This window comes from Flavobacterium nitrogenifigens (assembly GCF_003254565.1).
Classification (GTDB): Bacteria; Bacteroidota; Bacteroidia; order Flavobacteriales; family Flavobacteriaceae; genus Flavobacterium; species Flavobacterium nitrogenifigens.
The window spans coordinates 1-26111 of sequence record NZ_QJRI01000152.1 but is presented as its reverse complement, the minus strand read 5'-3'; the positions used below and the strand labels follow the sequence as shown (position 1 = coordinate 26111).

The window sequence follows — 26111 nt, the reverse complement described above, 5'->3', positions numbered from 1 at the left end:
ATAATAAGAAGCAAATCTAAAGCGGTTTAAAACCAAAAAGTTTGATATAAGTCAATAAATTGATGTTCTAATTTTTTAATGTTAATCTAATTTAGTTGTCATAAAATCTTAATTTAGTACCCAAATTCCATAACCCAAAATCAATAAATACCACCAATAAATGGAGAATATTACCGTAATCATTATGCTGCTTTTCGGTGTGGCTTTTCTTAGTCTTGTTAGCAAAAGATATAATTTCCCGATACCGATTGTTTTGGTTTTATGCGGTGTAGTAATTAGTGCTGTACCTGGGCTTCCGGTAATCGCTTTGAGTCCAGAAATAGTGTTTGTTATATTTCTTCCGCCTCTTTTGTACCATGCGGCGTGGCATACCAGCTGGTCCGATTTTAAGCAGTCCATTCGTCCGATAACTTTTGCTGCTGTAGGTTTAGTCTTTTTTACTATGGGACTAGTTGCTGTTTTTGCGCATTGGCTAATAGATGATATGTCTTGGCCGTTAGCTTTTTTGCTTGGTGCCATTGTTTCGCCTCCAGATGCGGTTTCGGCAACTGCCATTACAAAAGGGTTAGGATTAAATCCAAGATTGATAGCTATTCTAGAAGGAGAGAGTCTGCTAAATGATGCTAGTGGTCTTGTGGCTTATAAGTATGCTTTAACAGCTATTACAGCAGGAAATTTTGTTTTATGGGAAGCAGGATTAAATTTTGTTTTGATGTCGGTTCTAGGTATCGCAATTGGTTTGGCAATTGGGTATATAATGTACTATATTCATAAAAGATTTGTTTGCGATGATATTATCGAGGTCACATTGACATTATTGACACCGTTTGCCTCGTATTTGCTTGCTGAGCATTTTCATGGTTCGGGAGTCTTGGCCGTGGTAACGACAGGTCTTTTTCTGGCAGCTAGATCGGGAACCATTTTTTCTCATGAAAGCCGAATTATGACGAACACCATTTGGGATGTCTTAAATAATATTTTGAACGGTTTGATCTTTATTTTAATCGGACTTCAATTAAGACAGATTATTGCAGGAATTAGCAATTACTCTGGGAATTCATTATTTATCTGGGGCGCAGTTATAAGTATCGTAGTGATTTTGGTTCGTTTTTTATGGGTTATTCCTGCAACGATGATTCCGAGAATGCTTAGTAAAAGGATTCGTGAGAAAGAAGCTTTTGATTATCGAAATATGATCATTTTTGGATGGTCGGGAATGCGTGGTGTGGTTTCTATGGCCGCAGCTTTGGCGCTTCCGTTGATGTTGAATAAAACAGAAGAATTTCCGCTTCGAAATTTAATTATATACTTAGTTTTCTGCGTTATTCTTTCAACTTTGGTTATACAAGGTCTTACGCTTCCATGGTTAATTAAGAAGCTAAAAATTGAGCGTTATTCAATACTTGCAGAAGAATACAATATTCGAAATGTAATTGTTTCAGAAACTATTGCCCATATAGAAGATAATTTCTCACTATTGAATGACGAATTGCTTCATAATATTAAAAGCAAATACGAAGTCAAATTCAACCGTCTTCAAAAAACTGAACTTCCCGCTAATTTCTTCGGAAACGGAAAACTTCTTGGCGGTGAAATTTTTAATGATTTCACTAAAATTCAAATCGATCTTTTGAATGTAGAACGGGCAAAATTAGAATCAATGCATAAATTTGGTTCTGTAAACGAAGAAATCTTTCGCAAAATAGAAAAAGAATTAGATCTGGAAGAAACTCGTTTGTGGATGGAAATGTACGAGGAAAACTAATTTCTAATTGTGAATTGAGCTTTACGCAAAGAATAAATTAATAATTCACAATTCACAATTCACAATTCACCATTCACAATTCACCATTCACAATTCACCATTTACAATTCACCATTAAATAACCCCCATTTTCTGCATTAAGAATGTAGCGCTTTTGTTTTTACAGATTCCGTTGCGGAGTTTGTAATCGAAGTGAAGATCGTTGTTTTGAATCTCAACTTCGAAACATTGATTGGTCAAAATTTCAGGATATTCATTTGTAGTCAGACAAACTTCAATGTCATGAGTAGCAATTGCGCCGATGGCTTTTTTCGAAATTATCTTTTTCACCACTTCGATTGTTCCATTTCTTTTATCATCGGAGTTTGTACCTCTTAAAATTTCATCTAATAAAACAAAAGCTGGTTGATTCTCGAGTTCATCCATAATCTGTTTTAAACGTTTAATTTCGGCAAAAAAGTACGATTCAGAATCAGATAAAGAATCGGATAATCGCATTGAAACTAGGACTGGCAATGGATGAACTTTGGCTTCTGATGCACAAATAACAGACCCAATTCCACTCAATACCATATTAATTCCTAAACTTCTCAAAAACGTACTTTTTCCTGACATGTTTGAACCAGTCAAAATCACAAAAGATTGTGGGTGAAATTGTGTATCGTTTCCAACTCTTGTTGCAGGATTGAGTAACGGATGGCTTAGATTTTTAAACTCGATTTTATAATCTGAATTGATTTCAGGAAAAACAAAATCTTCATTATTGTAGGCTAGATTAGCTAAACTATTTAAAGCTTCAATTTCGCCAATAATAGAAACCCAATGATTCATTTCTGAAGCATAATCTTCTTTCCATTTTAAAAGTGCTTTTAAAACATGCAGATTGAATAAGAATGTTCCGTTAAATAAAGTGGCTGTTACAAAGTTGTTTATCGTATCCATTCTTGAAAACAGCTCAGAAAGCTGTTTTAAATGTTGGCTTGCTTTCGCATTCTTGAAATTCAATTGTTCTTGTAAATGAAGTAGCTTTTTGGATTGGAAAGATTCTTTTTCAATTTTTTCAATCAATAAACTGTATTGCTTTATGATGTTAGCGACATTATCAGCTTTTGCTATTTCCGATTGAATTCTCTTTACGGCTCTTCCCAAAACAATTAAATTGGCAATAAAGACGTACGTTAAATAAGAAAGAATAATGGTTTTTGATGTAATAAAATAAGCTGCCAGAAAACCAAAAAACGTTACTGGAAGAATAAATGATAATGCAACTAAAACTTTAGGCAATGAATTATTTGTAAAAGAAGTCCAATGTTTTATAGCTTCATAAGATTGCTTTGAATCTTGACTTAAAATTGCCAAAGACTGAAATTCCTGCCGCCAATCAATTTTGCTTTTTAATTCGTTTACAGCTTCCTGATTTTCTAAAATTTCTGTTTCAGGCAGCGTATGAAGCAATAACTCAGCAAGTGTTTTTTTTCCAATAAAAGAAGCGGTTCGGTTAAGATTTTGAAATAAGGAGTGATCTCCAAAAATATCTAAATCGTAGGCATAGGGATGATGAAAATCGATAAACTCAGCTCCGTTTTCAAAAGGTGTTTTTTCTCTTTTCAGAAAAGCAATTTCATTTTTATTAATTTTTAAAAGCGTTTCTGCTAGCAATCTTTGAAATGATACTTTTGAATGTATTCTCATAAAAAAAATAAAACCAGCAAAAGACAAAACAGCTAGAATAACATAAAGTATTTGATCTGTCTTGATGTAATAAAACATAAAAGTCAAGAAAAGAAAAATACTTAATAACCTCAAAAGGCTTATGCTGTTGTATTTTTTGTTGGTTTTATTATAGAGTTCTGAGTATTTTGCAACGTTGTCTGGATATGCTTTCATTCTATTATTTTGCTTGAAATACAAATATAGCTTTTAAGTCACAAAATCATCAATATTGTTGTTTAATCTTCGTGCATAACCAAAATCGGAATGGTCACTTCTTTGGCTATTTTTTTTGAAAAACTAGAGTCAAAAAGACTTTCAAAGAAAGAGCGTTTGTGCGTTATAGTCGTTAGAATATCAATGTCTTTATAAAGCACAAAGTCAAGGATGGTTTCTTTTACATCATCACTTGGCAGAACTAAAAATTCAACATTTTCTCCAGCGAATTCCTTTTCGAATTCTTTTCTGGTTTCTTCTGAAACATCAGAATTAGATGTCCTTACATATAAACTTTTTACTTTAGCATCAGTTTTTTTGGCAATCTTCAAAACTTTTTTCAGTTCTTTTTTGTCTTTTTCTCGGTAGCGTGTCGTAAAACCAATTGTTTTTACCTTTTTGTATTTAGCATCGATCGGAATGCATAAAACAGGAACTTCAACTCCAGAAATTACAGATTCGGTATTAGAACCCGTGAAGAATTTTGTCCAGTCTGAAGCGCTGTTGGTTCCCATAATCACAAAATCGACTTGATCTTCTTCGACTGCGTTTTTAAGATTATAAATAAGATCACCATCCATTAAACGGTGTTTGATCACAATATCTTCTAGATTACGTTCAGCAGCAATAGTTCGTAGTTTCGGAATTTCATCTTTAAACGTTTCAAATTTTGCTAGCTCGATTGAACTATATATAGAAGCATAATTCTCTGGAAAGAATTGGCTGTCGTAAACAGGAATCTCGAATGTATGAAGTAAGATCAATTCGGCGTTTACAACTTTAGCAAATTCTAAAGCATGAACAAATGCATTGGTAGCAGCGTCAGAGAAATCGGTTGGAAATAATATCTTTTTCATCGTATTTAAGATTAAGGTTTGTCTCTCAAATTTACTCATTCTAGAAAGAAAACAACCTGATATTTATCAGTATTTTAACACTTAATGGTTTATTAATCTTAATTAGTCGGAAGATTTCTTGTTCGAGTGGGGTAACATTAACATAGAAAAGAATTTGAGCGTTTTTTTATACCTTTGCAGCATGATAAATCAAGATTCAATAGTTGCTTTAGCTACGCCTTCGGGAGCTGGAGCTATCGCCATAATTCGTATTTCTGGAGCAGAGGCTATTACAATTGGTAATTCGGTTTTTAAATCTATTAAAAACAAAGATTTGACCAAGCAGAAAACACATACTCTTCACTTGGGACATATTGTAGACGGAAGCAAAACACTAGACGAAGTGTTGGTTTCTGTTTTTAAAGGCCCAAATTCTTATACAGGAGAAGATACGATTGAAATTTCTTGTCACGGATCGACTTATATTCAGCAGCAGATTATTCAGTTATTGCTTCGAAATGGCTGTAGAATGGCCGATGCAGGTGAATTTACGTTGAGAGCTTTCTTAAACGGAAAACTGGATTTATCGCAAGCAGAAGCGGTGGCAGATTTGATTTCGTCAGATAATGAAGCTTCTCACCAAATTGCAATGCAGCAAATGCGTGGCGGATTCAGTAATGAAATCGCTAAACTTAGAGAAGAGCTTTTAAATTTTGCTTCTTTAATTGAATTGGAATTAGACTTTGCAGAAGAAGATGTAGAGTTTGCAGATAGAACGCAATTTCATGAATTATTAAATAGAATTGAATTTGTTTTAAAACGTTTAATCGATTCGTTTGCTGTTGGAAATGTAATCAAAAACGGAATTCCGGTTGCGATTGTTGGTGAGCCGAATGTTGGAAAGTCAACGTTGCTAAATGCTTTATTAAACGAAGAACGTGCAATTGTTTCTGACATTGCCGGAACTACACGCGATACGATTGAAGACGAATTGGTAATTGGCGGAATCGGATTTAGATTTATTGATACAGCTGGAATTCGTGATACTAAAGATGTTGTAGAAAGCATCGGTATCAAGAAAACTTTTGAAAAAATAGATCAAGCACAAGTTGTAATTTATTTATTTGATGGACTAAAATTCCAAACGTCAAGTTCTGAATTTGTAAATGAAATTGAACAGATTAAGAATAAATATCCGTTAAAACCACTGCTTATTGTGGTGAATAAAAAAGACATTCTATCTGCTGATGAAGTGGCGAATATTACCAATCAGTTAGAAAATTTAAATGCAAAACTATTATTGATTTCTGCGAAAGAAAAAATAGGAGTAGAGGATTTAAAAAATGAATTATTGTCTTTTGTAAATACTGGTGCGCTTCGCAATAATGAAACGATTGTAACCAATACAAGGCACTATGATTCTTTATTGAAAGCTTTAGATGAAATTCAGAAAGTCAAATTTGGTTTAGAATCAGGTCTTTCAAGTGATCTTATGGCGCTTGATATCCGCGAAGCTTTATATCAATTCGGATTAATTACAGGTCAAGTTTCTAATGATGAGTTGTTGGGGAATATTTTTGCAAACTTTTGCATCGGCAAGTAGAAGGGCACAAAGAAACGCAAAACAAAAAATAACAAAAAGAGTTAAGGTGTTGGTAATTAACATTTTGACTCTTTTTTTATCCGATTTTATTTTTGAATATTTGGTATTGCTTTGCGTAAATCTGTACCTTATTTGTACCTCGGATTTCGAGGTACAAATTTTGTGACAAAACGGGATGAATGATGGCACAAATGTACATTTTGCTGAGTTTTCTAGAGATCGGATTTCTGGAAAAGAAATTAGCAAAAATATCATTTTAGAGCATATCGTTTGTCTTGTGCCCCTATATTTTGGCAAGACAGATTCCAGAGTTTGGAAAGTAATTGTGGAAGTTCTAAGGACATTTAAGTGCAGTAGGAAACTTAAATTTAAAAATTATGGGTTCAAACATTAGGATTGCCAAAATCTGTCAGTTCTGTAATAGTGAATTTACAGCAAAGACAATTAAAACAAAATTTTGCTCACTAGCTTGCGGAAGCAAGAATTACAAAAAAAGAAACAGCGAAAAAAGGAAAGAGGCCAGAGGGCAAAAAATGGAATCCATGCGTAATGGTGGCATCGAGAAGCTGGAAAAACTTGAAATTTTCACTATTGATGAAGCATGTCTTTTTATGGGAATAAGCAGGAGAACACTTTACAGGGTAATTTCAAGGAATGAAATTGCCATTAGAAAAGTAGGAGCCAAGACTTTCATAAATCGTCCAGAAATTGATAATTTTTTTGAAAGGCTTTACGAAAGCAGAAAAAATGAAGAAACTATTCAGAGATTTCCAGGAATTGAACACTGCTATACAATTTCTGAAATACAGAAGAAGCTGAATATTTCTCCTGCGGCTTTGTACGGCATTTTGTTAAGAGCAAAGATTGAAAAGTACAATGTGGGCAGGTTTGTATATGTTTCCAAAAGAGATATAGAATTATTATTTAACATTCAGAGCCATGAGTAAGAGTATTGTTACACTTAGAAAGAAAGCTATTTCTCAAGGAAGAATGTCTCTATATTTGGATTTCTATCCTCCCGTGTGGGATTCAAGAGCAAACGACTATACGAGACGCGAGTTTTTGAAACTGTATATCTATCAGAAACCGGCAGATCAGTATCAGAAGCTGTCCAATTCTGAAAATCTGCATACGGCGGAACTAATACGAGCAAGAAGACAGAATGAAATCAACAAATCGGAAATCTATTCTCCATTTGAAAAAGAGCAGCTGCAGATTCAGGCTCGAGGAAATGAATCATTTCTCCAATATTATAAAAAGCTCGGAGAGAAAAAAACAGGAAATAATCTATCGATATGGAACTGCGCCATAGCGCACTTTGAAGCATTTTTAAATGGAAATGATCTGCTGTTTAAGGATGTTACGGTTACAGTTATTGAGGACTTCAGGGATTATCTTCTCAAAGCGAGGAGCATGAGAAAGAATAATAAGCAGATTTCTCGCAATACGGCGCTTTCCTATTACAATAAAATAAAAACAACTCTAAAAGGGGCGTATAAAGAAGATAAATTAAGAACAGACATTAACTCAAAAATTGGATCTATAAAAGAAATGGAATCCCAGCGCAATTTTATGACTATTGAAGAGACCCGAAAACTTTTTTCGACCCCCTGTCCAAATTCCTTAGTGCGTAAAATTTCGATGTTTTCGGTATTGACAGGAATACGTTATGTAGATATTGCGAAGCTGCTCTGGTCCGAGATCCATTACATTGAGAATGATGGCTACTATATCATATTCCGCCAGAAAAAAACTCAAGGGGCAGAAACAATGCCGATTTCCGATGAAGCTTTTTCACTGCTTGGAAAAAGAAAAGGGGAAAAGGAACTGGTGTTTAAAGGATTAAATAAATGGGATGTAGACCGGGTGCTTCCAGTATGGGTAGCATTGTCTGGAATTAATAAGCATATTACCTTTCATAGCTTTAGGCATACCTATGCTACGCTCCAGCTGACTGCGGGAACCGATATTTTTACCATTTCAAAAATGTTAGGGCACAGGAGCGTTAAAACCACGCAGATTTATGCAAAAGTGATCGACCAGAAAAAAAGGGATGCGGCAAATAGAATATCATTAGGATAATATTTAGAAATAAAACAAGCCTTATTGATTACTAAGGCTTGTTTTTCTTATGCATTAGTGGATGGAATGGCCACTTAAGAAGCAGTCAGCACTATGTTAATTATAAGTAAAATACCTGATTTTAACATAGGGGAGAAATGTGTATCTGATCTAAATAATTATATTTGATTTTAGAAATATACTAAAAACAAATCTAACAGATCTTTTACAATGGAAAAAGCTATACAATTAAAGGTAAGAAAAGATTTGGATGCACATCAGCAGCATACGATCCTGAAGCTAAAAGGCAGCCTGATTTCAAAAGGGTACACCGAGATCATACATATCCTGGATCAGGACGAAGAGTTCCACATCAATAGCTTTGAAACGGACAAAGAGAAACGCAATGAAGTCCAGCAGTACATTGCAGCCTTCATCGATCAGGAAAACCTGATGGACACCATCAGCATGAAATAATAAGAAAATCCTAAAAAAAAAAATCAAAGCCCGTCGGCTGTCAGGACTTCGGGCTTTTGGTTTTGATTTTATTGCATAAATAGAGCCGACAATTTATCGGCTTTTCTTTTTGTTTTTTTCGTCATCCAGTCCCGACGCAGAAGGATTCCCGCGACTATGATTTTGAAAAGCCTGATTTTATTGTGAAAATACGCCGGCTGTTAAAATAATTCAGGACATTATATATTGATAATTCTTCACCAGTTCTGTGTGGGGGCAATAAAGTATCGATTAGACGGAATTTTAGACGGCAGTTTGCTCTTCGAAAACTGCTTTTTCAGAAGCTGCTTCTGCAATAATTTCGCCAGCTGCTTCTTCTATAGGCGCTTCTTGATCAGTTGTCTGCGAAGTTGCTTTTTTCATTAGAATATAAAATTCTTTCAAGTGCCACCATGCCGGACAGCGGTCGACAGGGCCGTTAAAGTTTCTGATGCCGATGTAACAGCTCTTTAGGAAAAGCTGCGTATCGGAGATGTATGCCCATTCGGTCCACTTCGCTTCCTTGGGTGGAGGACTGCTTTCAAAATGGCGTTTGATGTCTTCGTAATTCATGCGGCAAATTTAGGCAAAAACCAGACGAAAGGCAAGAATGGCAGCGGTGTTTACGGCTTAATTCGATTGTATCTGCATGCTTTTTAATCCACTGTTTTGGAATCCAGCCGATTGCACTTTCACGTTTTTTAGCCATGCTTTTTTGCTCTGTCTGATGATCCGTTTAGTGCTGTTTGGGAATGTCCCTTCCGCATAAGCCTTTTTCAGCGGAGAAGCCCTTTGAGTTTAATCACATCACAAAGTTCGGGCACAGGAGGGCGGTTCGTCCGCAAAAAATTCCCCCATAAATGCAGGACATCCGTCCTGCTTTATTGCGTTGCTTTTTGCGCTCGCTTTCCTCTGCCCGATGCAGGTGCTGTTATTAATCTTAAATAGTAAAAGCCATGAAAGCACAACAAGTCAGCAGCTGGAAAATCGTAGCGGAAATAGATCTGATCTATAGAACAAAAGTGAAGAGCTCCGAGAGGCCCAAGATCACATCCTCCAAATCCGCCTATGCCATCCTGATGGACTGCTGGGATCCCGATAAGATAGAATTCATCGAGCAGTTCAAAGTCCTGCTGCTTAACCAGTCCAACAAGGTGCTTGGCGTTTATCAGGCATCCTCTGGAGGCATTGCAGGAACTGTAGTGGACATCAGACTGCTGTTTGCCTCTGCGCTTAAAGCCAATGCAGTGGGCATCATTATCTCCCATAACCATCCATCGGGAAAGGCCGCTCCTTCAGAGACAGACAAAGCCATTACCAGAAAGATCAAGACCGCTGGTGAGCTGCTGGATATCAAACTTCTGGATCATCTGATCGTTACCGAGCAGAAGTACTACTCTTTTTTGGATGAAGGCGCCTTATAGGTGCCTTTTTATTTTATTATTATTTTTTGGTGCGCTTCTGAAAAGAGTAGGAATGCTGTAAGATTATCGGAAGATGCTGTAAAGGCGGGCGGTTTATATTGCCGTAAATTTGTCTTGATATTGGCAACGCTGCTGTTTAAATCAGTCAGAAAATAACAGGGGACCGGCGGGGTTCGTCTGGAGGTTCTGTCCCAAATGATTTAGTTAGTTGCCGTATGCCATTTCAGGCAACCGCCGGCCGCCGAAAACTCCTTTTTTAAGGGAGTTTTTTCGTTTGGGATGGATACTCCCATCAGATGCTAAAAGCATATGGTAAGAGCATCTTCAATGTCAAGAATTTCATAATCGGCATTTTGTCTGTTGCAGAATATGATTTTGTCATCATACATGTGGTAGTGCTTATAGGCAGGCTCCACAAGGATTTCATTTTTCGAATTGATGAGCCCCCAGAGTCCGTCCTTGGCGCACCAGACTCCGTCTTCTTGTTCGCCCTGATAATAGTACATCAGCCCAGTGGGGTTGATAAGAAATAAATCATCCTTAAGGGTATGGGCAATCCAGTTGCATTCAACTGGGATGACAAGGTTTCCCTCATGGTCAAAGACACCCCATTTTCCTCCATCCAGCGTATAGTAGCATTCGGCGGCTTGCGCCTCTTCCGATTCATAGTCTCGGCCTATGGCAGCATTTCTTTGTTCGTAAACCAGAATAAATTTTTTGCCTTTTAAAATCAGATCGTAAACGGGCGGAATTATAGTTTTGAAGCTTTGGTCCAGGAGCCCCTGCCTGCCGATCATAGAGGTATGGTCGACATATTCGCCGTAGAATGATCCGATGTCATAAACGGTATAGTGCGAAGGGCTGTTTGCAAAATTTATAAGCCCGTATTCAAGTTTTTGGAGTAGCATGCCGTTCTGGTCGTAGATCCAATAAACGCTTCCTTCCGTATTTTCATCTTCCTTTTCAATTTTTCTATTGATCTGTTCTCTGGCTTTGAAGATCTTCAGGGTTTTATTATACTCGATTTCTCTGAACTTTAAGGGAATGATGATTTCAAATTTGGAATCAAGTATGCCCGCATAATTATCGATTGTGGCCAGATAGCTGTCTTCGTTGATGTCATTTAGGGAATCGTATCGCGCTGGAATAAGGATCTCAAAATTTTCATCGAGCACTCCGGCTCTGGTGGTCTTATAGCCGTCTGGCTGATCCCTGAGCCCACTGTAAAAAAGCACGTTTCTTTTCGTCTGGGACTGGTAGACAGAATAGTATTTATGGGTGTCGATAAGAACTTCCGCCGTTTCCGAAACTTTAATCACTCTTGTCTTCTCTCCCTGATGTCTATAGATATTCAGCACAACGAATCCCCTGGTATCGCGAAATCCAAAGAACTCACCATATTTCAGGTTCAGTGTGCTGCAGATGAGATCAAAAATGTCTCTGGTCTGCTGCATTTCAGCCTGTCTTTCTTCAAATCCTTTTAATTCTTCCGCGGTCATACTTATTCATTAGCTTGTTCAAAAATAGCATAAAAATTATAATGTTTTTAAAGCAATGCATAAGTGAAACATAGCAATAAAAAAGCCGCTAAACTTTTCTGTTGGCGGCTTTTCTTTCTGTTCTTCTAGTGTTTTTTTTCCGCACCAAGACGGGCCAGTTTTTCATTGAGTTCTGCAAGTCCGGCTCTTGCCAGGCAGTCGGCGGAAAGCTGTCTTAATTCGGCGATGCTTTCCTCTGCCGTGCGCTTTAAAAGCACCGACGGGCCGCTGTCGTTTTCAAGCAGTCCGCGCTCGATCACATGGTGCAGAAGCAGCACGTTTTTTCGTGAAATCTTCAGATCAATCCTCACCGGTTCGCTCATGCCCGGAGAACTCATTATGGTGTCAAAAACCAGGGCAGCATCATTTTCTGTAAGCATAATTTCTACGTTTTAAATTAATAATCAGCTGCTCCAAAGATAGGCAGAAGCGCTTAAAACACCCCGTTCAAAATATGGTCGGGATGGGAGGAATCCGCACGACTTTTCTAATTTCACGCTGGAGAGTTACCGAAAGAGGTCTTTTTTGGCTTTTGAGCTTTGAGGAAGCTCAAGGACTGCGGCGTTCCTGCAGTCGGCCAGATGTCCGTTTGTTAAACAAACGAATCTGGCTGCCCTATGCTCGGAACTCGCGGCAGTGAAACTCAAAAGGAGGATTGTTTGAAGAAATGAAAGGGAAGCAAAATGGAGAAAGAGATTTTAAACAGAACCCGAATTGCGGCGGTGCGCTTTACAGCTGCTGAATACAACATGCTTGAGAGAAGGTTCAAGACAACCGCCTGTAGGCAGATGAGCGAATACCTCAGAAGCTGCCTGCTGAATAAACCAGTTATAGTCAAGCATCGGGATGTTTCACTGGATGAATTCATGCTCGAGTTCATCCGTCTTAGAAAGGAGCTCGCCGCCCTTGGAAATAACTTCAATCAGAGCGTCAGAAGGCTCCATACCCTGCAGCATAATGCCGAATTCAGGCGCTGGATTTCAGAGACTGAATCGCAGCGGGAAAGGCTATTGGCACAGACCGAGTCCATTGTAAAAATGACCGAAAAAATAACACGGAAATGGTTGCAGTCATAAAGACCGGAGATTCAGTGCAGAGTATCTTCCGGTACAATGAAAACAAGGTGAAGCAGGGCGCCGCCAAGTGCATCGGAGAAGGCAATTATCCGGCCGCTGTAAAGGATCTCAATTCCTCCATGAAACTCAACCGCCTGCTGCATCAGAACGCCCTGAACGGGAATGTCAGACGCAACAGCGTGCACATTTCGCTGAACTTCCATCCATCGGAGAATTATTCCGCCGAAAAGCTCATGAGGATAGCAGATGCCTATATGGAAAAGATAGGTTTTGCAGAGCAGCCCTATCTGGTCTACCAGCATCATGATGCAGGGCATCCGCACATCCATCTGGTCTCGATAAAAGTAAGGGAGGACGGTTCTAGGATCGACATGCAGAACATCGGAAAGAACCAGTCGGAGAAAGCCAGAAAAGAGATTGAAAAACAGTTCAATCTGGTCAGGGCACAAGGGAGAAAATCGGAGGATATGCCAGCGGTAAAACCTGTTGCAGTAAGCAGGGTTTGCTATGGCAGGACGGAGTCCAAAAAAGCCATGTCAGGAGTGCTACAATCGGTGCTTTTGAATTATAGATACACTTCCCTGGCGGAGCTCAATGCAGTGCTGCAGCTCTATAACATTAGGGCGGATAGGGGAAGTGAGGATTCTAGAATCTTTAAGGCGGGAGGGCTCTTATACCGAATGCTGGATAAGGAAGGCAAAGCTACTGGTGTTCCGATAAAGGCAAGCGATTTTGCAATGAAGCCTACCCTTGCTTTTTTGGAGAAAAGGTATGCCTTGAACAGCGGCGAAAAGGCATTTGAAAAGAGGCGGATCCGCAGCATGGTTGATGCCGTTTTCTTAATCAGGAATATGGATATGAAAAAACTGGTTTCCGCACTTCAGAAAGAGGGAATTGATGCTGTCCTGCGAAAGAGCGATCAGGGGCAGCTCTATGGAATAACGTATGTGGACCATATCACCAAGTGCGTCTTAAACGGCAGCGCTTTGGGGAAAAACTACAGCGCGAAAGGCATGATGGAACGCTGCGGACACGGTGCTGCAGTGAAAGTGAAGGCAGGAGGGGAAACCGTCTTGGAAACCGAATATAAGCGATGCAGGCAGATAGCCATGACGGGAGATTCAGAAAGCATTTCAGATGGCATTTTTACAAAAGGGCTTCAGGAGCTTTTCAAACCCGAATGGCAGCCTGAGAATATTCCTGGGGCATTGAAACGAAAGCGCCGGAGAAGAAAGAAAAGGGGCGGTTCGGATCTGAATTGAAAAAGAAATCAATCACATTGAAAATAGTGCAGCCATGCAGACGGGAGAAAATGAACAGGCGCTGAGAAAAATAGTGGATATGACAAGGCTCATCAGCATCATCCTGCTGCTGGGGCACTGCTATTATTACTGTTATGGAGCTTTTAAATTATGGAACCTTACAGCAGATTTTGGAGATAAGATTCTGGGATCGGTCTGCCGGACGGGACTGTTTGATAAATTTTATATTTCCAAGCTTTCCGCGCTGGGGTTTCTTTTGATCTCGCTTTTGGGGGCAAAAGGAAGAAAGGACGAAAAGCTTCAGCTGGAAACAGCACTCTATAGGATGGCTTCAGGAGGGGCGCTTTATTTTTCAAGCGGGCTTTTGCCATTGTTTTTTACTGATGCGGTTCTGGCTTCGGTGGGCTATATGGCGGTCACGGCTTTGGGGTTTCTGCTCGTGCTCTCAGGTGGCACGCTGCTGTCCAGACTGATTAGAAACAGGCTCTCTTCAAGCGATGTCTTCAACAGTGAGAACGAAACCTTTCCGCAGGAGGAGAGGCTGCTGGAAAACGAATATTCGATCAATCTGCCGGCGCAGTATCATCTTAAAAACAAGATCCGCTCGAGCTGGATCAACATCATAAATCCCTTCCGCGGACTGATGGTTCTCGGAACGCCCGGCTCGGGGAAATCATACTTTGTCATCCGCCATGTCATCACCCAGCATATCGCAAAAGGCTTCAGTATGTTTGTCTATGACTTCAAGTACGATGATCTTTCTAAGATTGCCTACAATGCCTTTGAGAAATACAGGCATGCCTATGCTGTTATGCCCAAATGCTACTTCATCAATTTCGACAGCATCATGCACCGCTGCAATCCTCTGGATCCAGAGAGCATGGAGGACATCACTGACGCCTCAGAGTCCGCCAGGACAATTCTGATGGGGCTTAACCGCGAGTGGATCAAAAGGCAGGGGGACTTTTTTGTGGAGTCTCCGATCAATTTTCTTTCGGCCGTGATCTGGTATCTCAGAAGGTATAAGGGCGGGGAGTTCTGCACCCTGCCGCATGTGATCGAGCTCATGCAGACCGATTACGACAGCCTCTTTACCCTGCTTCGGACCGATAAGGAAATAGAGGCGCTGATCAATCCCTTTGTCAGCGCCTATCTCAACGATGCCATGGACCAGTTGGAGGGGCAGATCGCCTCGGCGAAGATTGCCATGGCAAGGCTGTCTTCGCCGCAGCTGTATTATGTGCTTTCGGGAAATGATTTCACATTGGATATCAATAATCCCGAGGAGCCGAAGATCGTCTGCATGGGAAACAACCCCCAGAAGCTGCAGATCTACGGCGCGGTACTGTCTCTTTATGTGAACCGTCTGATCAAGCTTGTAAACAAGAAAGGGAAGCTCAAATCGAGCCTCATATTTGACGAGTTCCCGACCATCTATCTCAACAATATGGACAGCCTGATTGCAACGGCAAGAAGCAACAGGGTCAGCACCTGCCTGGGTGTGCAGGACTTCAGCCAGCTCAGAAAAGACTATGGGCGCGAGCAGGCCGATGTGATTATGAACATCACAGGAAACATCATCTCGGGACAGGTCACGGGGGACACCGCCAAGCAGCTTTCCGAGCGTTTCGGCAAGATCATGCAGGACAGGGAAAGCATTTCCATTAACAGCTCGGATACTTCCGTCAGCCGTTCCAGACAGCTGGATTCGGCTGTGCCGCCTTCGAAGATTTCATCTTTGAGTTCGGGGGAATTCGTAGGCATGGTGGCAGACAATCCTGACTGCAGAATTGAATTGAAAACGTTTCATTCCTCAATTGTAAACGACCATGAGGCTATTGGCAGAGAGGAGAAGGGATATAAGGAAATACCGCCTGTAAGAAAGCTAGATAACGGAATGGTCCAGCAGAACTTCTCGCAGATTAAAAGGGATGTGCAGGAGATCATCTATACAGAGATGGAGAGGCTTTTGAATGATCCGGCGCTGGCGCATCTCATTGTGAGGAAGTGATGCAATAGCCTCATATTGCCAGGCTGCAAAAATTTCAGTCTGATGCTGCGGCTGCAGATGGAAGCTTTTTTCAGCGCAGATGCCTGATGGCCTCCACTTTTGAGAGATTTTCTGAGGTTCTCAAAAAGGGGCTACTCCGAAACAATGATATAATAATGGTCCGGATCCCAAAGCGTAAATTGATTTTTGAGAGAGTTTTCATTATAATGGATTCCCTTTTCAACAGAGGCATCCAGCTCCAGAGCATTTTTAAAGGCTGCAGGCAGATCATCCACCCGGAAGAAAAGTATCAATCCGTTTGCTGCGCCACCATTTGGGCTGGCCATGGTCGGGTGTTCGTGCTCGCCCCATTTATGGAGGCATAATATCACAGTATCCCCGCTGGTGAGGATTTCAAAGGTTTCCCCTCCGTGCGCGCCTTTGCAGCCCAATAGATTCTGGTAGAATCTTGAGCTTTCAGGCACATTAGCCACCGCAATGATTGTTTCGGTTTTTACCATATTATAAGAATGAGGGTGCAAATGACATTTGGGCTTGAAAGCCTTTTTCAAATTTAAGGAATAAATGGTCACGAACTGTTGGCATTGCTTTTTTTTGCGTCTTCCCAGCAATAGTATCCATCGCTTTTTTTATCGGAACCGGCAATTCTTCGGATCGTAATTATGCCTTGCGGACTTCTTAGAAATGCCAATTAATTTGCGGCGGGAACAGGACTCGAACCGCTGTTTTTTTTTGGCTGATGATCTTAAAATGCTGCTGTAAAGCTTTCTTTAATTTTCTTTCAGATTGCTTCTTTTTTATTACTGTTTTTTCTATTCTTCTTTTTTTAGGGTGTTTTAAGTGATTCGGTTTTTTTATATTTTTATTTTGGCCAGCGGTCAGCGTGCTTAAGAGGTTTTTGCAGCCTGTTTGAAAAATTGGCGATTTGTTTGCGGAATGCTATTTGATTGTCAGCATTTTTTTGTACATTGGATGTGTTTCATGATAAGAGCCAACTGCACTGCATTCAGTCGTTGGCTCTTTCTTTCTTTCTTTCTTTCTTTCTTTCTTTCTTTCTTTCTTTCTTTCTTTCTTTCTTTCTTTCTTATGTTATAAATTTAAATTTCTCTTTTAGATTGCATTTCATATTGTTTTGTCCCCTAATGAAGGAGATGCCCATGAGGCTGCTGATTTTATTGGATGGATTATTTTATTATCCATATCCCCAATCTCATGAATGCAGAAATGCGCGCTTGCAAAGCAATATGGCATTTTGCCCAATGGGATAAGCGCCTTAATGCAAGTGGCGGGAGATTTTATGTTTTGCCTTGTCCAAATGGCATGGATGGGCAGAGATGCATTCTTGATTCATAGAGTTTTCAAACCGATGGGTCTCTATTCTGTCGGGTGTGAAACTCTGCTTATCCAGCTGTTCTGAAGCTGGAGCCTGAAGGAGAGATCAACGGGAAGGAACTGCAGTTTTTTTAGAAATGCCGCTGTTTTGCTTCTTGAATCAGAACAGCCGCCCATAAAAAACAGCTCTTCTTTTTTCTCTTCCTGCCCATTGATGCGGTCTGATCCGAAAGGCGCCGCATTGAAAAGCTTTACCATATGGGCGGCAGGAAGCAGTGATGCCGTGTTTTGATAGGCCATGGCTTTGGTGATTCCCGTGTGAAGGGTTTGCGCATCAGAAATGAGGCCGCTGGCGTGCAGTACGGTTTTTCCTGACATGTCAGGAAGCTTTTGGATTGTGTCTTCCAGATTTTCTTTGGGCAGGAAAAGCACGATCAGGCTGGGGGCGGCCGCCTGATCAAGAGAGCCCAAGCGGACATCTGTTCCCATTTTTTCGATGCAGTCCCTTATAAGGCTGCCGCCTTTGGGATTGTTTATAATGACACTAAAGCCTGCCTGGGATGCCCTGCCTGCTAAATCAATGGTCAGGCTGCTTATGCCTATGATTCCAATTTCCATAATTTTCTTCTTTTAGTGGCTCTATAAAATATAAATCTGATGCTGTCAGATAAAGCGGCGGAAAATATGATCTGGGGCGAGAGTTTCCATATTTAAAATTATAGCAATCATTTAATATGCGCTCAGGTGTTTTTACGGGTTTTAGATGTCAGTCAGTTTTCTTTTAGATTGTTTTTCTTCTTCTTCTTCTTCTTCTTCTTCTTTTAAAATAGTTTTTTTTGATTTTGGCCGGCGATGGGGGAGTTGGGAAAAAAGTGCGGTTGATTTTACCGGCAGATATATTTTTGCAGCTATTTGATGGCAGATGGTTTATTAAGATTGGTGCGAGGTGGTTCAAGTCCAATTCGCGCCGCAAGGTAAAAGGCCTATCCTTTTTGAAGATAGGCTTTTTTTATGTCTCATTTCTATAATAATGAAGTTTTACCTTATAAAAAATGATTTGCCAATTTTTCTTGATTTATGTTTAAGATCTTATAAAACCTCGATGAAATGCAATATTTTTCGTTTAAGCGGCAAACATGTAGGATTTTTTTGTATTTTAGTGTGATGGAAATATAAAGAACTGAAGATGAGTGTGTTCGTTTTTTTTTTTTTTTGAAGATGCTTCTTTTTTTGAGAAACTATAGATAAAGAAAATTATTCGAATATATATTTCAGGAAATGCCGGAGAACTTAAGTTGGCTATAGATTTGGCCCTGCTCAATGTATGGAAAAAAACGCCGCTGCTGCTGAAGGCTCACTTTTTGGAGGCAGAAATGAAAACGGATCTTTTTCTGACTAAAAATAAGGCGCTAAAAGGAGCCTGCTTCGAAAATTACGCTTGATAGCCTGAAAAAGCAGTAATACGCTAAAACGGCCTTGAAGAGATTTATAACTTAATTCAAATCAGTCAAACTAAAAGTGATTTAAATGAAAACAGCCGCCATTTTATTTGAAGAAAATTCTTTCAAGAAAGAATTCAATAATGATAGTTTAGATTTCGCTGACTGCGACCTGGTTTTAGGCTTTGGCTCAAGGGATTTATTGGCAGATGGAAAAATTTTCACCCAGTTGAGGAAGAGATTCCCATCTTCGGAATTGGTCTTATGCTCTTCAGCCGGTGAAATTTATGGGAACGAAGTGCTGGACAATACCATAAGCCTCACAGCAATTAAATTTTCTTCGACTCAAATTAAGACCTGCGAAGTTGATATAGCAGATTTTGAGAATAGTTTTCAGGCAGGTTCTTCGCTGATAAGGAAGTTTAGCCAGAATCGTTTAAAATTGGTTCTCATACTTTCCGATGGAGGAAAGGTGAATGGGAGCGAGCTGGCAAACGGAATGAATTCGGTGAAAGAGGAGCAGGTGCTAATTGTAGGCGGTCTGGCTGGCGATGGAGCAAAATTTGAAAAAACAATCGTCGGGTTGAATAGAATGCCGGAACAGGGTAAGATAATAGCCATCGGATTCTATGGCGAGAAACTCTTGGTTTCACATGGCTCATTAGGGGGATGGGAAAGTTTCGGGCTCGAGAGGCTGGTTACAAAAGCGGAAGGGAATGTTCTATATGAAATCGACGGGAGAAACGTATTGGATCTCTACAAAATTTATTTAGGGAAATATGCTGAAGAATTGCCGGGTTCGGCACTTCTTTTCCCACTGTCAATTAAAATTGACGGGACAGATGAGCCTATTGTTAGAACCATCCTGTCAATAGATGAGAAAAATCAAACCATGACTTTTGCGGGCGATGTTCCGACAGGCAGCAGGGTGCGGTTCATGAAAGCTAATTTTGACCGCCTTATAGATGCGGCAAGTGAAGCCGCTTTGTCCTGTCTGCAGGTTAATAGCTTTAATCCTAAGCTGGCTCTTTTAATCAGCTGCGTCGGCAGAAAATTAATTTTGGGATCCAGAATCGATGAAGAAGTTGAAGCGGTATCAGAGATTTTTGGCAATACCGCTATTGCAGGATTTTATTCGTATGGGGAAATTTCTCCCTTAAAGCCATTTGGAGACTGCATACTGCATAATCAGACCATGACCATAACCTGCATTAATGAAATGAATTAGCTATGGAGCTTCATAAACTTTTGCAGAGGCAGATAAATAAAAATCTGCCTGCCGAGCTGCAGGACAATCCATCTTTCCAATCCTTTATAAAGTCGGTTAATGATTCGTATTTATCTTTCGAAAGGGATAAGGACCTAATGGATCATTCTTTCCAGGAAAGCGAAAAGGAGTATAACGAGGTGCATCAGAATTTAAGAAATGAGTACAATTTAAAACAGCTGTCAATTCTAAATTTGTATAAAAGCCTAAATGAGCTGGACCAGAGGTATGTATCTATTAAAGAAGATGAAAAGAACGATCTTCTTTTTATTTCAAAATATTTAGGTGAGGAGATTGCAAAAAGAAAGGAAACGGAGAAAAAATTAGTGCAGACCGCACAGTTTTTAAAGGCATTATTGGAAAACCTGCAGTCGGGAATTTTAGTTGAGGACAGCAGCGGCACCATTTTGTTTGTTAACCAGCATTTATGCGATATGCGCGGCATTAAGGCTCTGCCTGATGAAATGATTGGGAAAAAGTCCAGTGAATATATAGATGATGCCCAGCTGCTGTTTAAAGACGCAGAAGCCTACAGAAGGAGGATAGATGAAATTTTGCTTCGCAAAGAAATTGTCACCGGAGAAATACTGGAAACAGTGGACAACCGCTTTTTTGAGCGCGATTACATACCCATAATGATGGAGAATGAATGCATTGGCGATCTCTGGAAATCCAACGATGTGACGCAGAGCACAAAGAGCAAAAATCTGCTCAAACAGAGCGAGGAGCGCAACCGCATTATCATGAACTCGTCGCTCAATGCGATAGTGACCATTGATACATCGGGAAAAATAACTTTTTGGAACAGCCAGGCAGAGATTATTTTTGGATGGAGGAAGGAAGAGGTTTTAGGCAAAACATTAAATGATACCATAATACCTAAACGGCACAGCCAAGAGCATGTAAGAGGCTTAAAGCGTTATCTCGCGGCAGGTGATGGCCCTGTCTTAAATAAACAGATTGAGCTTCCCGCATTACATAAGGCCGGATATGAGTTTCCCGTGGAAGTTTCGATAATACCCTTAGAACAGAACGGGGAGGTTTTCTTCTGCTCTTTCATGCAGGATATTTCTGAAAGGAAAAAAACGGAATCCAAATTAAAGCTTCAAGAGGAGAAGTATCGAAATATTATAGCCAATATGAATCTGGGGCTGATAGAAGTCGATAATGATGACGTGATCAGATATGCCAATCAAAGTTTTGCCGATATGTCAGGGTTTGAAGGCAAGGAGCTAATCGGCTTAAGGGCTTCCGAAACTTTTGCATTCGGCGATAATATAGAAAAATTGGAAGCTAAAAAAAGATTAAGGGAAAAAGGCGTATCGGATGTTTATCAGATGCCTGTCAGAAATAAAGGAGGAGAGCTCAGGTGGTGGGCAATAGGTGGAGCGCCCAATTACGATGACAAAGGGAATCTGGTTGGATCAATCGGCATTCATTTGGATATTACCGAGCAGAAGCAGATGGAGATTGAACTTGAGAAGGAAAAAATGAAGGCGGAACGCGCCTCAAAGGCTAAAGAGGCTTTTTTAGCCAATATGAGCCATGAAATAAGAACGCCGCTAAATGGCATAATCGGCTTTTTGAGAGAGCTGCAAAGGCAGCCGCTGACCGATCTGCAGAAAAAATATGTGGAAAACAGCGCTGTAGCATCCAAACATCTGCTGTCTATCATAAACAACATTCTGGATATCTCAAAAATCGAGGCAGGCGAGATGTCGCTGGAAATAGAAGACTTTGTTTTTGAGAAGGTGATCGCAAATGTCGCCAATGTGCTTGGGCCATTGGCAAAGAAAAAGGGGCTGAAGTTAAGCAGGCAGATTTCCAAAGATGTCCACAAAATACTCAAAGGCGATATATTAAGGCTGGAGCAGATACTGTTTAACCTGATCGGAAACTCCTTAAAATTTACCAGCAGAGGAGGAATAACCCTAAAATGCGAAGTGCTGAAGGATGCTGAAAATTTTCAAAGCCTGGAAATAGCGGTAATCGATACGGGAATAGGAATGGAACAGAGTTTTGCAGAGAAAATATTCAATAAATTCTCTCAAGAAGACAAAGCGGCTAACCGGAAATTTGGCGGAACCGGACTGGGAATGGCCATTACAAAAGAGCTGATTCAGCTCATGAAAGGCGAAATTAAGGTTAAAAGCAGAAAGGGGGAAGGCACAGAGATCAGTTTTGTAATTGATTTGGAAAAGGGGAATATCAATGCCATCAGAAAGGCCGAAAATGAAATCAATGTTGACATTTCCGGCATAAGCGTTCTGCTGGTTGAAGACAATGTCATCAACAGGATGGTTGTCATCAATTCACTGAAGTACTTTGACTGCATTGTCACTGAAGCTGCTGATGGACTGGAGGCCCTGGAAATTTTGAAAAATAAAAGTTTCGATATTATATTGATGGATGTTCAGATGCCTGAAATGGATGGCATTGAGGCAACAGTAAAAATAAGGGAAGAATTGAAGCTGCAGACACCGGTGATTGCCCTTACCGCCAGCGCTTTCAAAAGCGAAGTCTACAGATGCAGAAGTGCGGGAATGAACGATTACATTACCAAGCCTTTTGAAGAGTTTGACCTGATTGAAACTATTTCTAGGCACATAGTTCGGCAGGAAGGCATTGCCGGCGGTTTGGGGCCGCGAGAAAATGAGAAACTCTATACCCTTAAAAATTTGGAATCCATAAGCAGGGGAAATGCTGAGTTTATTGAAAAGATGGTTAGAGTTTTTATTGATCAGATCCAAGAGGAGGTTCCAAATGCGGAAAAAGCGATATCTATAGGTAATTTTTCAGCTCTGAGCCAGATAATGCATAAGATCAGGCCAAGCATTGAAAGCATGGGGATTTTTAGCATTATTGAGGAAATTAAAGTTTTGGAGCAGATCAGCAGTGAAGGTAAAGATAAAGATAAAGAAATGATAGGAAGCCTGTTCCGTAAAATAAAAGATACCCTGCTTGCAGCTGCACAACAGCTGGAAGAAGACCGGTAATGCTTCTTCATAGCTATAAATATAGAAAGTATTATTGCTTCCAACCTTTAAAATTCTATAAAAAAAAGCAACTCGTTGGCTTTTTTACTATTTTCCTCAAAATCACCTTGTTTTTGCGGCAAAATTGGATGCAACTCTAATATTATTATAGTATATTTATGTTAAATTAAATTTGCAGAATATTGATTAATGCAATGCAGCTTCAGCTCAGAGCTACTCCAAAAAAAAATGAGATGTTATTTACTCTCTTTTTCAGTTAAAATGAATTCCTTAGCTATTATGAAAATAATAAAACACTCAGGATATAAAGTGCCTTTTGATAAAGATAAATTAGAGCTTTCTCTTAAAAAGTCTGGGGCAGGCATTGATCTCATAAAAGAATCATTAGCTGAAATAGAAAAGCAAATGTATGATGGCATAACCACCAAAGAAATCTATAAATTAGCATTTGCCGCTTTAAAGAAAGCATCAAGCGGACATGCAGCTCGTTACAATATCAGACTAGCTTTGCAAATGCTTGGGCCCGCTGGTTTTTTCTTTGAAAAGTTTGTTTCCAGATTGTATGCAGCAGACGGATTTAAAACGAAAATAAATCTAACACTTCAGGGAAAATGCGTATCGCATGAAATAGACATAGCTATCATGAAGAACAATATGATAAGTATGGTTGAATGTAAATTTCATGGCGGTAAAGAAGGCTCTTCAGATGTAAAAGTGCCAATGTATATACTATCTCGTTTTAATGACCTTAAAGCGAAAAAACATATTATTTTTTCTAACAGCGAAGTTATCAGTTCCTGTATCATAGCAACTAATAATCGTTTTACTAAAGATGCACAGGATTTTGCCAATTGCAGCGGTATTTCGCTTTTAAGCTGGGATTATCCGCCGGAACACAATCTCAAAAATAAAATAGACAAAGGAGCTCTTTATCCCATTACCTGTCTCACAACATTATCAATAGCTGAAAAGGAAAAATTACTTATTCTGGATCAGATACTTGTAAAAGATATTATTGATGGCCCTCAAAACCTTTATAAAATAGGACTTAGTGAAAACCGAGTTAAAAACACATTGCACGAAGCGTCACAAATTTGTAAACATTTTTAAAATGAAAGTAAAATTTATTGGAGGTGCAGGAACTGTAACTGGTTCAAAAACCCTGTTAGAAACTGACGGATTTAGAATACTTGTTGACTGTGGCCTTTTTCAGGGGCTTAAGCCGCTTAGAGAACTCAATTGGGAGCCCTTACCCATTTTGCCTTCTGCTATAGATTATGTTCTTCTTACTCATGGCCATCTGGATCATTGCGGCTGGCTTCCTCGACTAATAGCTCAGGGTTTTACAGGTAAAATATATTGTACCGGTCCAACAAAATCTATAGCAAAATTAGTTCTTATTGATAGCGCTAAAATTCAGGAAGAAGAAGCCAGCAGAGCAAATCAAAAACAGTATTCAAAACATGCAAATGCAGAACCGCTTTATACATTAGAACAAGCTCAGGCTGTTATTCCCTTTTTTGAAGATATAGAACCAAATACAGTAGTGCCTATTGCAAATGATATCACGGCTGTTTTTGAAAATGCAGGACATATCATCGGCGCCTGCAGTATTAGACTGACTCTTGAGGGGAAAACGCTTGTGTTTTCTGGCGATATAGGACGAGATGATGATGTGTTGATGTTTGCGCCAACAAAACCCGTATTTGCCGATTATCTATTTCTGGAAAGCACTTACGGAGATCGGCTTCATCCCGATGTAGATGTAAAAGAAGAACTGGAAACATTAATCAATGCAGCTATCAAGCAAAAAGGAACTGTGATAATTCCCGGCTTTGCTGTAGAGAGAGCACAATCGGTAATGCTTCTATTGTGGCAGCTTAAAAAAGAAGGAAGAATTCCTGATGTCTCTTATATACTGGATACTCCAATGGGGGCTAATGCACTGCATGTGTTTTTAGAAAATTTGAAATGGCATAAACTTTCTGCCAGCGATTGTCATGAAATGAGTAAAATGTTCTCTATTGTCTCTGAGTTTAAGGAGACTATGCGCATAATTGAAGATCCTCAGCCTAAGGTGGTTATTGCGGCAAGCGGCATGGCCACAGGCGGAAGAGTATTGTCGTACTTTGAGCATTATATAAGCAATGAAAAAACAACTGTTATTTTTGTTGGATATCAGGCAGAAGGAACCCGCGGAAGAAAACTTCTGGAAGGAGCAGATGAAATTAAAATATATGGAAATTACTATAACGTAAAAGCCAAAATTTTTCAGATAGAGGGACTTTCTGCACATGGAGACCAAAAGGATCTTATAAACTGGCTCTCTGCACTTAAAAACATTCCTAAGTGCATCTACCTTGTACATGGGGAAAGCATTCCGGCAGATGAACTGCGAATTAGAATTCAGGATGAGTATCATTTTAAATGCAATGTTCCATTAATGGGAAATGAAATAGAAATTTAGAGATCCTTGATTAGTGAACAATAAAGGGAATTATAGTGAAATGGAAATTGGGAGTTCTATAAACGAAGAGATTGACGTATTGGAAAATCTTCACTGATAGAAAAAGACCTTTAGCTGTCCAATCTTTTTGCATAATCCCCAACTTTTGCACCTGATCCATCCTTCATTTTCTTGGTAATGTACCAGATGCGTTGGTGGTTAATTATTGCATCTGATATTTGCAGAAAATCAGATATTTATAGTAATATCGGATGAAAAATAAGACAGCCTTCGGGCTGTTTTTTTTGTTTTATAATGGCATGCATCCTGCGTTTATAATTTTTACAAACTTGAATGCCACGATTTTGCGATGAAGATAAAATCGTTAAAAGTTAATGTTTAACTTTTTGTTTTTTAGGTGTTTGTCTTGTATTTTGCTGTTTTTCTTTATGCTGCAGATATAAGTGTTTTATTTGTTAGATGGATTGATTTGTCCTGTTCTTTTATTTGTATTGTATTTCAAAATAGTCAAGAACCGATTTGTAATTATCCTGCGCCGTAAGGCAGGTATCCATCAGATATTCTTTTACATTAGCCCATTCCTGGAGCCCTCTGTAATAGAAAAGCTTAAGCT

At 39.6% G+C, this 26111-nt stretch carries 20 protein-coding genes; 13 read left to right on the top strand and 7 right to left on the bottom strand.

Annotated elements, in window-relative coordinates:
• Positions 1-160 precede the first annotated feature (160 nt).
• A complete protein-coding gene (locus tag DM397_RS01630) occupies positions 161-1765 on the top strand; it encodes a Na+/H+ antiporter (protein ID WP_111375886.1) in 1605 nt (534 codons plus the stop codon).
• A 114-nt stretch (positions 1766-1879) separates the two neighbouring features.
• Here DM397_RS01630 and DM397_RS01625 read toward each other — a convergent pair whose 3' ends face one another.
• Positions 1880-3652 carry a MutS-related protein gene (locus DM397_RS01625; RefSeq protein ID WP_111375885.1) on the bottom strand — a complete coding sequence of 591 codons (1773 nt, stop codon included), beginning with the start codon at positions 3650-3652 and terminating at the stop codon, positions 1880-1882.
• 62 nt (positions 3653-3714) lie between these two features.
• Positions 3715-4548 (bottom strand): universal stress protein, encoded by an 834-nt coding sequence (locus DM397_RS01620; protein WP_111375884.1) that lies wholly within the window; start codon positions 4546-4548, stop codon positions 3715-3717.
• Positions 4549-4729: 181 nt separating this feature from the next.
• On the opposite strand from DM397_RS01620, the gene mnmE reads away from it, so the two are divergent.
• From mnmE to DM397_RS01595, 4 genes are all read left to right on the top strand, one after another.
• Positions 4730-6130: a tRNA uridine-5-carboxymethylaminomethyl(34) synthesis GTPase MnmE gene (gene mnmE / locus DM397_RS01615; RefSeq protein ID WP_111375883.1), complete on the top strand. Its 1401-nt coding sequence runs from the start codon at positions 4730-4732 to the stop codon at positions 6128-6130.
• Between the two features lie 377 nt (positions 6131-6507).
• Positions 6508-7077, top strand: a complete 570-nt coding sequence (locus DM397_RS01605; protein WP_111375881.1) for a helix-turn-helix domain-containing protein — start codon at positions 6508-6510, stop codon at positions 7075-7077.
• Positions 7070-8212 (top strand): site-specific integrase, encoded by a 1143-nt coding sequence (locus DM397_RS01600; RefSeq protein ID WP_111375880.1) that lies wholly within the window; start codon positions 7070-7072, stop codon positions 8210-8212. The genes DM397_RS01605 and DM397_RS01600 overlap by 8 nt, the downstream gene beginning before the upstream one ends.
• 210 nt (positions 8213-8422) lie before the next feature.
• Entirely contained in the window at positions 8423-8668 is a 246-nt protein-coding gene (locus DM397_RS01595; RefSeq protein WP_111375879.1) for a hypothetical protein, read from the top strand.
• A 282-nt stretch (positions 8669-8950) separates the two neighbouring features.
• On the opposite strand, the gene DM397_RS01590 is transcribed toward DM397_RS01595, so the two are convergent.
• Positions 8951-9259: a DUF6965 family protein gene (locus DM397_RS01590; protein WP_111375878.1), complete on the bottom strand. Its 309-nt coding sequence runs from the start codon at positions 9257-9259 to the stop codon at positions 8951-8953.
• Positions 9260-9642: 383 nt separating this feature from the next.
• Here DM397_RS01590 and DM397_RS01585 point away from each other — a divergent pair, with 383 nt between their 5' ends.
• Entirely contained in the window at positions 9643-10110 is a 468-nt protein-coding gene (locus DM397_RS01585) for a JAB domain-containing protein (RefSeq protein WP_111375877.1), read from the top strand.
• Positions 10111-10409: 299 nt separating this feature from the next.
• Here the strand turns inward: DM397_RS01585 and DM397_RS01580 are convergent, their stop codons facing one another.
• The gene (locus DM397_RS01580) at positions 10410-11609 is read right to left on the bottom strand and encodes a WG repeat-containing protein (RefSeq protein WP_111375876.1); all 1200 of its coding nucleotides are present in this window, start codon (positions 11607-11609) and stop codon (positions 10410-10412) included.
• A gap of 125 nt (positions 11610-11734) precedes the next feature.
• Positions 11735-12028, bottom strand: a complete 294-nt coding sequence (locus DM397_RS01575) for a hypothetical protein (RefSeq protein ID WP_111375875.1) — start codon at positions 12026-12028, stop codon at positions 11735-11737.
• Between the two features lie 303 nt (positions 12029-12331).
• On the opposite strand from DM397_RS01575, the gene DM397_RS01570 reads away from it, so the two are divergent.
• The 3 genes from DM397_RS01570 to mobC are packed head-to-tail and all read left to right on the top strand — an operon-like array spanning position 12332 to position 15997.
• Positions 12332-12724: a plasmid mobilization protein gene (locus DM397_RS01570; protein WP_111375874.1), complete on the top strand. Its 393-nt coding sequence runs from the start codon at positions 12332-12334 to the stop codon at positions 12722-12724.
• Positions 12709-13986 carry a relaxase/mobilization nuclease domain-containing protein gene (locus DM397_RS01565; protein WP_111375873.1) on the top strand — a complete coding sequence of 426 codons (1278 nt, stop codon included), beginning with the start codon at positions 12709-12711 and terminating at the stop codon, positions 13984-13986. The genes DM397_RS01570 and DM397_RS01565 overlap by 16 nt, the downstream gene beginning before the upstream one ends.
• A gap of 34 nt (positions 13987-14020) precedes the next feature.
• Positions 14021-15997, top strand: coding sequence for a conjugal transfer protein MobC (gene mobC / locus DM397_RS01560; protein WP_111375872.1), 1977 nt, complete (start codon positions 14021-14023; stop codon positions 15995-15997).
• 131 nt (positions 15998-16128) lie between these two features.
• Here mobC and DM397_RS01555 read toward each other — a convergent pair whose 3' ends face one another.
• Positions 16129-16497 (bottom strand): VOC family protein, encoded by a 369-nt coding sequence (locus DM397_RS01555; protein ID WP_111375871.1) that lies wholly within the window; start codon positions 16495-16497, stop codon positions 16129-16131.
• Between the two features lie 874 nt (positions 16498-17371).
• Positions 17372-17947 (bottom strand): NAD(P)-binding domain-containing protein, encoded by a 576-nt coding sequence (locus DM397_RS01550; protein ID WP_111375870.1) that lies wholly within the window; start codon positions 17945-17947, stop codon positions 17372-17374.
• Between the two features lie 909 nt (positions 17948-18856).
• Here DM397_RS01550 and DM397_RS01545 point away from each other — a divergent pair.
• From DM397_RS01545 to DM397_RS01530, 4 genes are all read left to right on the top strand, one after another.
• On the top strand, positions 18857-19996 hold the full coding sequence (locus DM397_RS01545; protein WP_111375869.1) for an FIST signal transduction protein: 1140 nt from the start codon (positions 18857-18859) through the stop codon (positions 19994-19996).
• 2 nt (positions 19997-19998) lie between these two features.
• A complete protein-coding gene (locus tag DM397_RS01540) occupies positions 19999-23031 on the top strand; it encodes a PAS domain S-box protein (protein WP_111375868.1) in 3033 nt (1010 codons plus the stop codon).
• Between the two features lie 228 nt (positions 23032-23259).
• Entirely contained in the window at positions 23260-24141 is an 882-nt protein-coding gene (locus DM397_RS01535; RefSeq protein WP_239457768.1) for an ATP cone domain-containing protein, read from the top strand.
• Positions 24083-25498 (top strand): MBL fold metallo-hydrolase, encoded by a 1416-nt coding sequence (locus tag DM397_RS01530; protein ID WP_317048796.1) that lies wholly within the window; start codon positions 24083-24085, stop codon positions 25496-25498. Before DM397_RS01535 ends, DM397_RS01530 begins: the two co-directional genes overlap by 59 nt.
• Positions 25499-26111 lie beyond the last annotated feature (613 nt).

Excerpts from the sequence above, each read along its gene's own strand:
- DM397_RS01630 (WP_111375886.1), top strand. The coding sequence starts at position 161 with ATGGAGAATATTACCGTAATCATTATGCTGCTTTTCGGTGTGGCTTTT.
- DM397_RS01625 (WP_111375885.1), bottom strand. The coding sequence starts at position 3,652 with ATGAAAGCATATCCAGACAACGTTGCAAAATACTCAGAACTCTATAAT.
- DM397_RS01620 (WP_111375884.1), bottom strand. The coding sequence starts at position 4,548 with ATGAAAAAGATATTATTTCCAACCGATTTCTCTGACGCTGCTACCAAT.
- mnmE (WP_111375883.1), top strand. The coding sequence starts at position 4,730 with ATGATAAATCAAGATTCAATAGTTGCTTTAGCTACGCCTTCGGGAGCT.
- DM397_RS01605 (WP_111375881.1), top strand. The coding sequence starts at position 6,508 with ATGGGTTCAAACATTAGGATTGCCAAAATCTGTCAGTTCTGTAATAGT.
- DM397_RS01600 (WP_111375880.1), top strand. The coding sequence starts at position 7,070 with ATGAGTAAGAGTATTGTTACACTTAGAAAGAAAGCTATTTCTCAAGGA.
- DM397_RS01595 (WP_111375879.1), top strand. The coding sequence starts at position 8,423 with ATGGAAAAAGCTATACAATTAAAGGTAAGAAAAGATTTGGATGCACAT.
- DM397_RS01590 (WP_111375878.1), bottom strand. The coding sequence starts at position 9,259 with ATGAATTACGAAGACATCAAACGCCATTTTGAAAGCAGTCCTCCACCC.
- DM397_RS01585 (WP_111375877.1), top strand. The coding sequence starts at position 9,643 with ATGAAAGCACAACAAGTCAGCAGCTGGAAAATCGTAGCGGAAATAGAT.
- DM397_RS01580 (WP_111375876.1), bottom strand. The coding sequence starts at position 11,609 with ATGACCGCGGAAGAATTAAAAGGATTTGAAGAAAGACAGGCTGAAATG.
- DM397_RS01575 (WP_111375875.1), bottom strand. The coding sequence starts at position 12,028 with ATGCTTACAGAAAATGATGCTGCCCTGGTTTTTGACACCATAATGAGT.
- DM397_RS01570 (WP_111375874.1), top strand. The coding sequence starts at position 12,332 with ATGGAGAAAGAGATTTTAAACAGAACCCGAATTGCGGCGGTGCGCTTT.
- DM397_RS01565 (WP_111375873.1), top strand. The coding sequence starts at position 12,709 with ATGGTTGCAGTCATAAAGACCGGAGATTCAGTGCAGAGTATCTTCCGG.
- mobC (WP_111375872.1), top strand. The coding sequence starts at position 14,021 with ATGCAGACGGGAGAAAATGAACAGGCGCTGAGAAAAATAGTGGATATG.
- DM397_RS01555 (WP_111375871.1), bottom strand. The coding sequence starts at position 16,497 with ATGGTAAAAACCGAAACAATCATTGCGGTGGCTAATGTGCCTGAAAGC.
- DM397_RS01550 (WP_111375870.1), bottom strand. The coding sequence starts at position 17,947 with ATGGAAATTGGAATCATAGGCATAAGCAGCCTGACCATTGATTTAGCA.
- DM397_RS01545 (WP_111375869.1), top strand. The coding sequence starts at position 18,857 with ATGAAAACAGCCGCCATTTTATTTGAAGAAAATTCTTTCAAGAAAGAA.
- DM397_RS01540 (WP_111375868.1), top strand. The coding sequence starts at position 19,999 with ATGGAGCTTCATAAACTTTTGCAGAGGCAGATAAATAAAAATCTGCCT.
- DM397_RS01535 (WP_239457768.1), top strand. The coding sequence starts at position 23,260 with ATGAGATGTTATTTACTCTCTTTTTCAGTTAAAATGAATTCCTTAGCT.